Below are 12825 nucleotides of genomic sequence, written 5' to 3'. Positions count from 1 at the left end.
TTTGATGCTGAACAAACTTGATGAATCTGTGCAGGCCATCGCCGGGGCGTTGTTTGCGGTTTGCGAAAGCTCTGGTGCGGCGAAAGTGCGCTTCTGTTTCCGGGTCACGCCCGATGCAAGCGTGTTGGCGCCTGACTACTGGTTCACGTCGCCCGAGGGCGCTGTCAGGAAGGACTTTCCGAAGCGGGAACTTGAAAGCCTGGTTGAAGATGCAGCGCTGCGTCACTGGCGTCTTGCCCAGGATTTCGGCCAGCCCCGCTGGTACATGATGACTGTCAATCTCGAGCGCAGCGGCAAGTACTCGGTGGACTTCGAGTACCGCGACGACTACAAGGAAGGCGACATCATGAAAGAGCTGGATTGACAAGGCTGCACGTGCAAGCTCGACATCCCGATCCTTCTTGGCAGGCCGGTGCCCCGGCGCCGTACATGACGCACACGCAGCAGCCGCCGCATCAGCCCTGATTGGTGCGCGGGCGCCCCAGGCCGAGGCTCAGCGGGCGCGCAGCAGCTGATCCGCATCAATCAGGCGCATGGCGACCGAGGCCAGCGTCTGCCCGCCGTCCATGGCCAGCTGGCGCAGGCGCTGGAAGGCCGCCTCCTCGTCCAGCCCTTGCTCGCGCATCAGGATGCCGCGCGCCTTTTCGACGAGCTTGCGCTCGGCCAGCTGGGTCTGGGTCTGGCGCAGGTCGCGCTGCAGGGTCTGGTCGTGCTCGAAGCGGGCCAGGGCCAGTTGCAAGAGGGCACCCAGGCGCTGCGGCGGCAGGCCGGCGAGCTGCAGGGTGCTGATGCCGGCCTGCAGGGCGGCGCGCATCTGCTCCGGGCCCATTTGCTCGGCAAAGAGCAGCACCGGGCGGGGCTGTTGCTGCAGGGATTCGCCCAACTGGGCCAGCAGCTCGGGTGTGGGCTGCTCGCAGTCGACCAGCAGCAGCTCGGGTGCCAGGCGCTGCAGGGCCATGGGCAGGGCGTCGGGCTGGGCGACGAGGTCGATGACGTCGACGAGCTGGCAGCGCAGCCGGATCAGCTCCAGGCGGATGACGGGGCTGCGGCGCTGGCCGGCATCCGCCAGCAGCACGCGCAGCCCGGGGAGGGCAAACGGGGGCGTGTTCATGCCCCAGGGCAGTGCAAATAGCGTGCCGTGGGGCGTTTCCTAGGTCTTCAGCGGCAAATACAGGTGCACGACACCGCGCCGGCCGGGTGCCGACTCGCCCAGGTAGCAGGCATAGGGCGGCAGCTGCGGATGCGGCTGGTGCTGCTCGATGCGCAGGCGCTGCATGGCCTGGTACCAGGCCAGCTCCAGCGCCTCGGGCGGGCCGTCATAGCGCAATACATAGGCGGCGTGGGCCGCTTGCTGCTGCAGCTTGAGGCCGTTGGGCAATGCGGCATCGGCGGGAAGTTCGACGCCGACCCGGCAGTCGACGATGCGCAGCTTGAGCTGGGTCTTCAGATAGTGGATGGTGGCGGTGCCGGTTGCCGCCAGCCCCGCCGTGGCGAGTTGCTCACGCACCTCCTTGATCCGTGGCGGCAACTCCGCGGCCAGCTTGTCCAGCGGGCCGCGGTGGTGCGCCTGGGCGTAGGCGTGGGCGCGTTGCTCCTGCACGCCGAGGTAATCCAGCGTGTAGGCCGGGGGCGTTGACTCCAGCGTCGCGGCGAGGCGGTCCAGGCCGAAGCGCAGGTCCAGGGCGGTGGCGCCTTGTACGGTGGCGGCGAAGGCGCGTAGCGTGAAGGCGACGCGGCCCTTGAAGCGCCAGGTGACCCGGGTGCCGCCCGGCGCGGGGTCGAAGCGCCAGTCCGAGCGGCCGCGATAGGCAAAGGGCAGGGCGAACTGCAGGCGCTGGCGCAGCGCGCGCGACGGCGTCTGCCCCGTCTGGCGCACGCTGCCGCGGCCGACGTGGGGCACGTCCCAGGCCAGGGCGATGCCGTCGGCCTCGGCGCGAGCACCGCGCGCATGCTCCAGCCAGGGGTTCCAGGCCTGCCACTGCGCCAGGTCGCTGACGCGCTGGTAGATGGCCTCAGGCGGCGCGGCGATGAGCCGGCTCTCCTCGGCCCGCACCCGGCCGCTGTAGCGGCCCATGTAGACGAGCAGCAGCACTGTCAGCAGGGCCACCGCGAAGAGGAGCGCACTCATGGTCGGCTCCTTAGAGCATGCCCATCATTTGGGGAACGACGAGCGTCAGCCAAGGCCAGTAGGTGACGATGACGAGGAAGACGATCATCGTCAGCAGCCAGGGCATGACGGCCTTGGTCAGCTCGGTGATGCCCAGCTTCGAGATGCCAGAAGCGACGTACAGGTTCAGGCCCACCGGCGGGTGGCACAGGCCCACTTCCATGTTGACGTCGATCAGGATGCCGAAGTGCACCGGGTTCACGCCCAGCTGCATGGCGGCCGGGAAGAAGATCGGCGCCATGATCAAGATGATGGACGACGGGTCCATGAAGTTGCCCGCACCCAGCAGCACCAGGTTGACGACGAACAGGAAGCCGTTCTGCCCCAGGTTCATGCCCAGCAGCCAATCGGCCAGCTGGTGGGGCAGGTTCTCGTTGGTCAGCACGAAGGAGAACAGCACCGCGTTCGTGATGATGTAGAGCAGCATCGCGGACATGTTGGCCGAGTCCTTCAGCACCTTGGGCACGTCCTTGAGCTTCAGGTCCTTGTAGACAAAGATGGCCACGAAGAAGGAATACACGGCCGCCATCGCCGCCGCCTCGGTCGCCGTGAAGGCGCCCGACCAGATGCCGCCGACGATGATGACGACGAGCAGCAGGCCCCAGAAGCTCTTGCGGAAGGCCTGGAAGCGGGCCATCCAGCCCATGCGGGCCAGGCGCGGGTAGTTATTCTTGCGGGCGATGTACCAGGTCACCGCGGCCAGCATCAGGGCCAGCGTGATGCCGGGCAGCAGGCCGGCGACGAACAAGGCGCCGATGGAGGTGTTGGTCGAGATCGCGTAGATGACCTTCGGAATCGACGGCAGCATCAGGATGCCCAGTGACCCGGCCGTGATGATGACGCCGGCGCCGAAGCGCATCGGGTAGCCGTGAGCCACCATGGCCGGCAACACGATGGAGCCGATGGCCACGACCGTCGCGACCGAGGAGCCGCAGACCAGCGCGAACATCGAGCAGGCCAGGATGGACGCCAGCGCCAGGCCGCCGTGGAAGTGGCCGACCATGGACGTGGCGAAGTTGATCATCCGCCGCGCGACACCGCCGTGGGTCAGGAAGTTGCCGGCCAGGATGAAGAAGGGCACGGCCATGATTTCCCACTTCTCGATGCCCGTGAACAGCTTCAGGGCGACCGATTCGATGGGGACCTGGGTCATCGTGACGATGAAGGTCATCACGGTGAGGCCGAGCGAGATGCTGATCGGCATGCCGGTCAGCATCAGCGCCAGCAGCAGGCTGAAGATGATGAGTGCATTCATTTGCGGGCCTCCACTTCCAGCGGGGTCTGTTCATCCACGCCCTCGACGTGGGACTCGTCATGCTTGGGCAGTTCGCCGGTCTTGTGGAAGGTCCAGCAGACCTGCAGGAAGCGATAGCACATCAGCGCCGAACCGAGCGGGATGGCCGAATAGACCATCCAGGTCGGCCATTCCAGGTCAGGCGTCGTCGGGCCTTCGTACACGTCCTCGCGCGGCTGGCCGATGAGGTCCAGGAAGGCGTGGTGGGCGCCGTTGTCCCAGACGAAGGTGCCGCCCAGCACGGCGATGGCGCCGGTGAACAGCGCGCCGGCCAGCAGGCCGAAGATGACGAAGCGGCCGCGATTGGCGGGCGACATGCGGTTGATGATGACGTCCACGCCGACGTGGATGCCGGTGCGCACGCCATAGGCCGCGCCGAACTTGCACATCCACACGAACAGGATGATGCAGAGCTCCTGGGCCCAGCTCACGTGGATCTTGAGGGCGATGTCCTGGATATAGGGCAGCCCGGCCAGGTAGCGGTGCACGACGGCGAAAAAGATCACCAGCGTCGCCGCGGCCATCAGGAAGGAGATCATCCACTCCTCCAGATGATTGAGCGCTTTGTTCAACATGAGTTTCTCCAACCGCTTCCGGCGGACGCCAGGCGGTGTATTGACCGAGCGAAGCCGCGGAACTGGCTTTGCCAGGCCGCTGGCTTGCCCCCTGGGGGGCCGGCGTCAGCCGGTACGGGGGGGCTTATTTCGGCGCGACGAAGCCAGCCGTCTTGTAGGCGGCCTCGATGGTGGCCTTGCCGACGCGCGATTCCATCTCCTTGTGGACGGGCATCAGCGCCTTCTTCCACTCGTTGGTCTCGGCGGGCGTCGGCGTGTAGATGGTCACCTTGCCGCTGGCTTTGATGCCTTCCAGCGCGCGGCCGTTCTCGGTGCTGGCGATGGCGTTGGCATAGGTCGTGGCTTCCTTGATGGCCGCTTCCAGCTGGGTGCGGATGTCCGCCGGCAGGCCGTCCCAGAACTTCTTGTTGACGATGACCGCATAGGCCAGGTGGCCGTGATTGGACATCGTCATGTGCTTTTGCACTTCGAAGATCTTCTGCGTGTAGAAGTTGCTCGGCACGCCTTCGGTGCCGTCCACCACACCGGTCTGCAGTGCCTGGTAGAGCTCGGAGAAGGCCATCACCTGCGGGATGGCGCCCAGGGCGCGCATCTGCGCGTCCAGCACCTTGCTGGACTGGATGCGCATCTTCATGCCCTTGAAGTCCGCCACGTTGTGCAGCGGCTTGTTGGCGCTCATGATGTGGAAGCCGTTGTCCCAGTAGGCCAGGCCCTTGATGCCCTTGGGTTCCAGCTTCTTGAAGAGATCGGCACCCAACTGCCCGTCGGTCACGGCGCGGAAGGAATCGGTGTCCTTGAACAGGTAGGGCAGGTCGAAGACCTCGAACTCCTTGACACCCAGCGGCCCGAACTTGGCCAGGGACGGCGCCAGCATCTGCACCGAGCCCAGCTGCAGGGCCTCCATCTCTTCCTTGTCCTTGTAGAGCTGGCTGTTGGGGTAGAGCTCGATCTTGACCTTGCCGCCGGTCTTCTGCTCGGCCAGCTCCTTGAAGCGCTGGGCGCCCTTGCCCTTGGGCGTGTCGGGCGCGACGACGTGGCTGAACTTGATGACGATGGGGGCCTGGGCGAAGGCCGCCGTGGGCAGGCTGAAAGGCAGGGCCAGGGCGGCGGCGAGTGCGAGACGGCGCAGGATCATGGTTTGTCTCCGATATTGGAATGAGGGGTCTGGACGGCATTCTTCCGAGCCCGGGACCCTGCAGATAGTTGTGGAGTTCCACATTTCGCGCGGCCTACTCTCTTCTTAGACTGCACTCCATGACGCTGCGCGAGCTCTTGACCCGAAGCCTGTGGCTGGCACCCCTGGGTTTGTCCCTGGTGTTCGTGGGGGGCGTGCTGACCTGGGTGCGCGCCAACGAGGCCGAGGAGCAGGAGCTGCAGCGCCAGACGCTGATTTCCGACGCCCTCAGCACTGAGGCCCAGCTGCGCGACCGCATCGACGAGGAGCAGGCCCATCTGCGCCAGCTCGCCGCGGGCCTGGCCGGCCAGGTGCCCAGCACCGCGGCGCTGGCGGCCCACCCCGAGGTCAACGCCGGCCTGCGCCGCCTTTGGTTGGCTGTGACCTGGCTGGACTCGCGCAGCAACCGCGTGCTGGCCGAGGTGCCGGCCGAGTCCGAGGCCAACCGCTATGAGGACGGCCTGTCCCTGCACCTGACCGCCCGCGTCGCGCCCGACGGCGTGCTGGTGGTGCGTTATGCGCCAGCCCTGCTGCTCAAGCGTGGCGTGCCCTGGTGGCTGGCGCGCAAATACGACGTGCAGCTCATCGACAGCGCCGATCAGGTCATCGCCTCCACGACCGAGTCGCCGCTGCGCGCCGCCCTGGGCGAGAAGCCGAGCTACCGCGTCGCCCTGACCGGCCCGCTGCGCGCCAGCCCGCTCACGCAGGCGACGCTGACCGACGCCGCGCTGGAGCTGACGGTGCGCGACCCCGCCGTCAACGGCGTGCGGCCGATGGCCTGGGTGCTGGTGGCGGGCTTCCTGCCGCTGATCGCCGTCGCCAGCTGGCTGCTGCGCCGCCAGATGCGCCAGGTGCAGCGGGCCGAGGTGGCCGGCCGCACGGAGGCCGCCTGGCGCCGGGCGATGGAAGACTCGGCGCTTGTTGCGCTGCGCGCCCGCGACTTCGACGGCCGCCTGCTGTACGTCAACCGCACCTTCTGCGACATGGTCGGCCTGCCCGCCGAACAGCTGGTCGGCATGCTGCCGCCGATGCCTTATTGGCCGCCCGACGCACTGGCCGAGGTGGCGGAGCGCAACCGCCGCAACCTGGCCGGCCATGCGCCGCGCGAGGGCTACGAAGCGCATTGGCGGCACGCTTCAGGCCGCATGGTCGACGTGATGGTGTTCGAGTCGCCGCTGGTCGACGCCGGTGGCCGCCAGATCGGCTGGATGGGCAGCATCATCGACATCACCGAGCGCAAGCGCCTCGAAGACCGTGAGCGCCGCCAGGTCGAGACCCTGGCCCACAACGCGCGGCTGACCATGCTCGGCGAGGTGGCCTCCACGCTGGCCCATGAGCTGAACCAGCCGCTCACGGCAATAGCCAGCTATGGCGCCGGCATCACCAACTCGCTGGCCAAGCTCGGCGTGCAGGACGAGCTCGTGCTCGGCGCGCTGCAGCGCCTGGGCCAGCAGGCCGCGCACGCCGGCCGCATCGTCGCTCGCATCCGCGAGTTTCTGACCCGGCGCGAACCTCGCCACGAGCCCTGCGATCTGCATGAGGTCGTCACCGCCGCCATCGAGCTGCTCAAGCGCGACTGCCAGCGCCGCGGCGTCACGCTGGACGTGAGCCTCGCGCCGGGCGTGCCGGCGATGCTGGCCGACGCCGTCCTGATCGAGCAAGTGGTCATCAACCTGGTGCGCAACGCCGCGGATGCGCTGCAGGCGCTCCCGGCCGGGAACGGCGGCCGGCGCATCGCAGTCAGCAGCCGCGTCGTGGGCGACTTCGTGCGCGTCGATGTGCAGGACAACGGCCCTGGCCTGCAGGGCCGGCGTGTCGAACAGCTGTGCGCGGCCTTCTATTCCACCAAGGCCGACGGCATGGGCATGGGCCTGGCCATCTGCCGCTCCATCATCGAGGCCCATCAGGGCGTGCTCGACGCCAGCGAGGCCGCCAATGGCGGCGCGCTGTTCTCGTTCAGCCTGCCGCTGAGCCCGCAAACCCAGACGGAAACGATCCATGGCTGAAGGCACGATCCATCTCGTCGATGACGACCCTGGCGTGCGTGACGCACTCGCCTTCCTGATGCGCTCGCGGGGCCTCCATGTGCGCGCCTTCGACGGCGGCCCGGCGCTGCTGGAGATGCTGGACCGCGAAGGGAATCCCAAAGGCGTGTTCCTGCTCGACGTGCGCATGGAGCCCATGAGCGGCACGCGCCTGCACGACGAACTGCTGGCGCGCCGGCTGAGGAACCCGGTGCTCTTCCTGACAGGCCATGGCGACATCCCCATGGTCGTCGAGGCGCTGAAGAAGGGCGCCTTCGACTTCCTGGAGAAGCCCTACAGCGACAACGCCTTGGCCGACCGTATCGAGCAGGCCCTGGCCGTGGACGCGGCCATGCAGGCCGAGGGCGCGCACGTGGCCGAGCGCAGCGCGCGGCTGGCCAGCCTGACCGAGCGCGAGCGCGAGGTCATGACGCGCGTGGCGGCAGGCAAGCTCAACAAGGTCATTGCCGACGAGCTGAACGTGTCGGTGCGGACCGTGGAAGTGCACCGGGCCAGGGTGTTTGCGAAGCTGGGCGTGCGGTCGGCGGCGGAGGTGGCGACCTTGCTGGCCGGGCGATAGGCGGCGCGGGGTTCAGCGCCGCGACCTCAGGAGGTCAACGCGGAGATTCGCAGCTGAAGTCAGGCCGTAGCCTTAGTTGCGCGTGAGGCCGCGACGCCTAGGGCCGCCTCGATGCCTTCCGGGGAGACCAAGCCATGGTATTGCCGCTGCAATTCCTCAAACACCGAGTGATTCACGTCCCCGACGAGGAGGCGTGACGCCGTCGCGAACACCGAGCGCCTTTCGCCATCGGGGCCGAGGAACTCATCCTCCGAGCCCTTCTTGACGGCCACGGCCATTCGCGAACGCAGCTCCGCCAGGTCGCGGTTGGACCAGTTGCTGACGATCGCCTCCAGTTGCGACAGCGCGGTCGCCACGATGTGCACGGGCATCTCCGAGAGGGCCGCTGCACCTTGCCGGGCCAGTTGGTGTTCCACGTAGCCCAGATGCCGCATCACCCGCCGCGTCGACGGATGCTGGCCCAGCAATTCGGTGAGGGCCCGTGCCAGCGCCTTCGCTTCTGCGGCTGCCGGTTCCGACAATGGCAGCTGGACCGGCGAGGCCGGCTGGCGGGGAAGCCGGCGCGCGATCCGGCGCAGCGCGGCCCACAGCGCGGCAGTGAAATTCCGGTTCAGCGGGCTGCGACGCCGATCCGGCCGGCGGGAGGAGGAAGGTCTGGACATGGTTCCCTTTACTTCATGGGACGCACGACAAATTGGTCAGGCCAGATTCGATCATGCGGATGGTGGCCTGACCAGAGAACTATTTAACGGTGACGGGCCGATGAAGCCGGCCGGCCACCCGCCGGACGGCCGAGGGACAGGTAGCGCCGTGCTACCGCGAGGCACGGCGTCGCGATGCGGGGCGCTCACCGCGCCCGGGAGTGCCCAGGAACCGACGGTGCCCGGCTCCGTGCTGCGCGAAGCGCTGGGCGAAGACCTGCTGGAGAAGGAGCCGATGGATTTCGAGACCGCATCCGCTCTTGTGGAGGGGCTGAACCAGCTTGACGTCGAGCTTCGAGCCCTCTCAGCGTCGACGGACCGGCCCAAGCGCCTATCCCAGCTCAGGGGCAGGCCGCGCCTGCCGCTTAGGCGGATCAACGAGTGGCATCCAGGCCGGCTTGCCGTTGTAAATAGCAACTGCACCCTGGATCCGGGGGCTGGCGCAGCTGCAGGCTTCATCGAAACTCCTCGCGATGGAGCCACGCCAGGGAGGGATCAGATGGCCATCGATTTCGCACTGCAGCGGCCCTGTACGGCCCGGCGGTACACGCCAGAGGTCAAGCTGCGGTCCATGGTCAGCCACCAGGGCATCGCGGAATTCGCGATCGCCCAGTTCCGCGAGAAGTTTCCCCACGCCGACAGCGACACGCTGACCAGCAAATGCACGGTCGAAATCGCCGTCAAGAGCCCGGACGGGACGGCCAAGCAGAAGCAGGTGACGGTCGGGCAGCTGCTGGACATGATTGCGCCGCTCAGCAAACTGGATGGCGAATGCAAGGGCTGCCCGGCCAACCTGTCGGGCCGGGCCTTCGGCTGCATCGGCAAGGTGAACTACCCCATCCGCAAGGACGCCGAGGACTGGCTGCTCGCGCGCCTGCACGATGATGCCAAGGACGCCAACCTGGTGCTGCTTCTCAAATACCTCGCCGACCTCGGCATCGACGGCGCCCCCGTCGAGGCTCAGCGAGCCAAGCTGCGCGTGTTCGAACGCAAGGAGGCCGCCGTCAGGAAATGGGGCGGCTGGCTGGGCCCCAAGATGCAGATCACGTCCAGCCAGCTGCTGCAGATGCTGGCCTTCAGTGAATCCATCGGCCCCGAGCAGGCCCAGCTCTACAGCCGGCTGCTCGGCCTGGCCAAGCTGGGCTCGGAGATGGGGGAAGCATCCGACGCGGTAGAACAGTTCCGGGTCTTCCTGCGGGCGGTCAATCTGGCGGCGAGGTTGAATGCGAAGCTGGCTGTTGAAGCTTAGGGTTCCCGTTGAGCAAAGGCGGCTCCAGGCTGGTCTGAGACGTTCGCCGCCGGAGGCCTGAACGGCGGCGATAACGAACACCGGTCATCCAGCGCCGGTAGCCTCGACCGACAGCTTCATCGCCGATTCCTGTCGCCCGACCACGGCCGGCCGAGCAGGGTGCCCCAAACGACCGCTCCCGCAGACCGTGTCCGGCTCAAAGCGACCCAGAGCGGAAGTCGGCCTTGGTGAAGTGAACAGCCAGAAAGCTGCCGTTCAACGTTGAACATGAGTGGCGGCTGGAAGCGTGCGAAGCGCGTTGGAAGGCGTCCGCTCGGTGGAAGGGTTAGCTATTTAGTGCATACCGCATTACGGCTCTTTGTACAGGCAAGAGGAGCTCCTTTTGCTGATAGCCAACAAAGCCCGAGTACGCCAGCGGATCGAATGAAAGTTCACGCCCAATCGCGAACGGCGGGGTGGGTAGCAGCTTGGGCGAACCCATCTCGGCAAGGAGCGCTTCTGTCAGTGACCTACGAGAGCCTTCCGCMCCGGCGGGCCACCCGTCGGTGATCACGATGTCGGCAAATGGTGGCAACTCCTCCGTGAATGTCACGCTTCTCGTTGGTTCATGGAACTGAGCGTCGCAAACGTGCGTGACAGTGAATCCGAGTACGCCGGCCAATTCATGCCAAGAACGGAACACGTTCGTTGGCGGCCCCCAGAGGCAGATTYGAGCTCGCTCCAGCGGAAGCAGTCTTGAGTGGACGTAGTAGGCATCCGTGAGTACTTCGCACGGGTGGCCGACATTGGACATTGCGTTGATCACGGGCCTGCAAGTGGCCTCTGTGAATTCGGCCAGGCGCGCGTGATTGGACTCGCGGATCACGTAAATGTCATAGAACGGATCGAGGTAACCGGCTAGGTCGCAAGCTCGCTCGCCGGTCTTGAGGAAGTTTGGCAGCTCAGTAAAGGCCAACCCAAGTTCCCGGAACGCCTGGATGAAAGTCGTTCGAGTCCGGATGCCGTTACCCTCGAAGGACCAAGCGACCGTGCCAGACAACTGCGTTGGCGGACTGGCCACAAGATCCCAGACCTTGAGAAGGTCGGCGCYGCTGAGATCCGAAAGGCGAAGGAGGTTCATTCGGGTCTAACTTGTTGTAGGTGGATCGTTAACGATTTCTGCCCAACATTCGAGCATGCGATCAAGGTGTCCGCTGGACTGTCGACGCGACAGCAAGCCGACATTGACCACAGACCGCTCCTGGCCGGGACTACCCGTTCGCGAATACGCCGGAAGCGGCCACACAGGCTACCCGACGGCCTGCACGAACTGCTGGATTGCCCTTGCAGCCTCGGTTGGCGCCGCTTGAAGAAGGCAATGTGGGCCAGAGATCTGCACCACGCGCGCCGCAGGCTGAATGGCACGAATGATGTCCCCCGCTGAGGCCGGGACCACGCGGTCCTCGCTCGCACGCAGGTACAGGATGGGAGCGCTGACCCGACCGAAGTCCGAAGCGACATCGACCGAGAGAACGGCCTTCAAACGTGATCGCAGCGCTGTGGCTGAAACACCCGCCAGCGCTGAGCCAAGAGCAGCTCGGAGCTTTGGCGTTTCAAACCGTCCCAAGAGCAGGGCCGCTGCAAGGCGCGTGGGCACCACCTTGACGGGGGCCAGCCCGGTCAGGTTCTTGAGCAGCGATAGACCGGGGTACGGGTTGCGTACAAAGGTGCAGCAAAGGATGAGGCCCATGACCCTCCCGGGGTGGTTCGCTGCCAGTGAGATGGCAATCGGGCCGGAGAAGGATTCACCCAACAAGATCAGCGGACCCTCGGCCGGCAGACTTGCTTCCGCCAAGCGCTCAAGTACGGAATACCCGGCCGGTGGCGCCGATGGATACCGCACCACCTCGACTTGAACCTTGCCAGCTAGCGCCTCTACGAGGGGATCGAACAGCGAGCCTGTGCCATCCATGCCAGGCAACAAAACCAGGGYGGTCATGAAAGGAGTATCGAGCGTAACCGCCGTGTCAACCTGCGATGTGGGACCGACGAACAGGCCGAGGCAAATCCGGCCGAGATGATGTCCGCCCAAGTAATCGGTGTGGTGCCCGAAGGCGACCGCTGGGTCGCCGTAGTTCCTCACGACGAAACACTGCTGTGCATCGGCCCGTTCGATACGCACTCAGCGGCCCACGATGCATATGCGACCGCTGCATCGACGGCACTTCGTAGGGAACCCCGCGGAAGCACGCACACATGAAGGGGAGATGGTCCCTCGAAGCCCGCAAGGCCAACGAGACCTTCAAGCCGGTCTGGATCGGCTGACACTCCCCACGTCGGCTTTACAGCGAAATCGCCCACTGCGTCGCATTGGGCCGGCGCGCGCTGCGAACACTCGAGTCAGGGGGGTGTGCGCAGGATGCCCTAGTTCGACTGCGTCGTATTCTGCGTGCCTCACAAAACGCAGGGAGAAATGCAATGAATGGGTTTGCGGTGAAGAGCTGTGGTGCGCTGGCCTTGCTACTCAGTTTTGCCGGCGCCGCGAACGCGGTGTACGTCGTGGACACGGGTCAACCGGCTAACACGGGCGTTGGATCCACGTCTTCGCCCCTTGGATCCGTGTTAGACGGAACCGTGAGTACTGGGGGGTCGTTCTCGGTCAGTTCATCAACGACTATCTCGGCAATCGAAGGCTTCATGGTCGTGTTCGGAGGTGGCACCTTGGCCGTGTCGTTGCACGCGGGTTCGCCCACCGGCCCGCTGCTCTTCAGCGCGCAGAAAGCCGTTCCCTGGCCAACGGCCTTCCCCTTCGAATGGGTAGGCATTGATGGCTTGAACTGGACAGTCCCTGCGGGCACATACGGTTTCACAATTGGCTCACCTGACTGGTTTTCGGCAAACATGCCATGGGGCGCCCCGATGCCACTCGGCGAAGAATGGCAGGGATTCAACGGCAACTGGAATCGATTCGACGAAATGGACCTTGGCTTCAGAGTCAGCGCAGTTCCGGAAGTTGCACCCCATGCTCTACTGTGTGCCGGCCTAGGTCTGATGTTTGCCATGAGGATCCGCCGCAGGGTCT

At 65.8% G+C, this 12825-nt stretch carries 13 protein-coding genes; 5 read left to right on the top strand and 8 right to left on the bottom strand.

The window, feature by feature from the left end; all coding sequences use genetic code 11:
- The first annotated feature begins 4 nt into the window (after nucleotides 1-4).
- Nucleotides 5-364 carry a hypothetical protein gene (locus tag AC1DW0_RS27940; RefSeq protein ID WP_477949295.1) on the top strand — a complete coding sequence of 120 codons (360 nt, stop codon included), beginning with the start codon at nucleotides 5-7 and terminating at the stop codon, nucleotides 362-364.
- Between the two features lie 129 nt (nucleotides 365-493).
- Here the strand turns inward: AC1DW0_RS27940 and AC1DW0_RS27935 are convergent, their stop codons facing one another.
- The 5 genes from AC1DW0_RS27935 to AC1DW0_RS27915 form a co-directional block, all read right to left on the bottom strand.
- A complete protein-coding gene (locus tag AC1DW0_RS27935; protein WP_056194563.1) occupies nucleotides 494-1111 on the bottom strand; it encodes an ANTAR domain-containing response regulator in 618 nt (205 codons plus the stop codon).
- 39 nt (nucleotides 1112-1150) lie between these two features.
- Entirely contained in the window at nucleotides 1151-2128 is a 978-nt protein-coding gene (locus AC1DW0_RS27930) for an SRPBCC family protein (RefSeq protein WP_477949293.1), read from the bottom strand.
- Between the two features lie 10 nt (nucleotides 2129-2138).
- A complete protein-coding gene (locus tag AC1DW0_RS27925) occupies nucleotides 2139-3422 on the bottom strand; it encodes a TRAP transporter large permease (RefSeq protein WP_457356544.1) in 1284 nt (427 codons plus the stop codon).
- Complete coding sequence (locus tag AC1DW0_RS27920; protein ID WP_056194556.1) at nucleotides 3419-4036, bottom strand: TRAP transporter small permease; 618 nt, start codon at nucleotides 4034-4036, stop codon at nucleotides 3419-3421. The genes AC1DW0_RS27925 and AC1DW0_RS27920 overlap by 4 nt, the downstream gene beginning before the upstream one ends.
- Nucleotides 4037-4160: 124 nt before the next feature.
- The gene (locus AC1DW0_RS27915; protein WP_056194552.1) at nucleotides 4161-5171 is read right to left on the bottom strand and encodes a TRAP transporter substrate-binding protein; all 1011 of its coding nucleotides are present in this window, start codon (nucleotides 5169-5171) and stop codon (nucleotides 4161-4163) included.
- A 119-nt stretch (nucleotides 5172-5290) separates the two neighbouring features.
- On the opposite strand from AC1DW0_RS27915, the gene AC1DW0_RS27910 reads away from it, so the two are divergent.
- Nucleotides 5291-7216: a sensor histidine kinase gene (locus AC1DW0_RS27910; RefSeq protein ID WP_477949290.1), complete on the top strand. Its 1926-nt coding sequence runs from the start codon at nucleotides 5291-5293 to the stop codon at nucleotides 7214-7216.
- Entirely contained in the window at nucleotides 7209-7814 is a 606-nt protein-coding gene (locus tag AC1DW0_RS27905; RefSeq protein WP_457321150.1) for a response regulator transcription factor, read from the top strand. The genes AC1DW0_RS27910 and AC1DW0_RS27905 overlap by 8 nt, the downstream gene beginning before the upstream one ends.
- Nucleotides 7815-7873: 59 nt before the next feature.
- Here AC1DW0_RS27905 and AC1DW0_RS27900 read toward each other — a convergent pair whose 3' ends face one another.
- Complete coding sequence (locus AC1DW0_RS27900; protein WP_477949288.1) at nucleotides 7874-8476, bottom strand: hypothetical protein; 603 nt, start codon at nucleotides 8474-8476, stop codon at nucleotides 7874-7876.
- Between AC1DW0_RS27900 and AC1DW0_RS27895 the strand changes: the two genes are divergently transcribed.
- Complete coding sequence (locus tag AC1DW0_RS27895; RefSeq protein ID WP_477949286.1) at nucleotides 8475-9764, top strand: hypothetical protein; 1290 nt, start codon at nucleotides 8475-8477, stop codon at nucleotides 9762-9764. The two genes, AC1DW0_RS27900 and AC1DW0_RS27895, sit on opposite strands and share 2 nt — an antisense overlap.
- A 325-nt stretch (nucleotides 9765-10089) precedes the next feature.
- On the opposite strand, the gene AC1DW0_RS27890 is transcribed toward AC1DW0_RS27895, so the two are convergent.
- Both AC1DW0_RS27890 and AC1DW0_RS27885 read right to left on the bottom strand, forming a co-directional pair.
- A complete protein-coding gene (locus tag AC1DW0_RS27890; protein ID WP_477949284.1) occupies nucleotides 10090-10884 on the bottom strand; it encodes an ornithine carbamoyltransferase in 795 nt (264 codons plus the stop codon).
- Between the two features lie 168 nt (nucleotides 10885-11052).
- Nucleotides 11053-11925 carry an alpha/beta fold hydrolase gene (locus AC1DW0_RS27885; protein WP_477949282.1) on the bottom strand — a complete coding sequence of 291 codons (873 nt, stop codon included), beginning with the start codon at nucleotides 11923-11925 and terminating at the stop codon, nucleotides 11053-11055.
- Nucleotides 11926-12221: 296 nt separating this feature from the next.
- Between AC1DW0_RS27885 and AC1DW0_RS27880 the strand changes: the two genes are divergently transcribed.
- On the top strand, nucleotides 12222-12825 hold a 604-nt coding region (locus tag AC1DW0_RS27880), incomplete at its 3' end, for a hypothetical protein (protein WP_157281718.1).

The organism is Roseateles sp. P4_D2, assembly GCF_056401875.1.
This window is presented reverse-complemented; position numbering and strand designations above follow the sequence as displayed.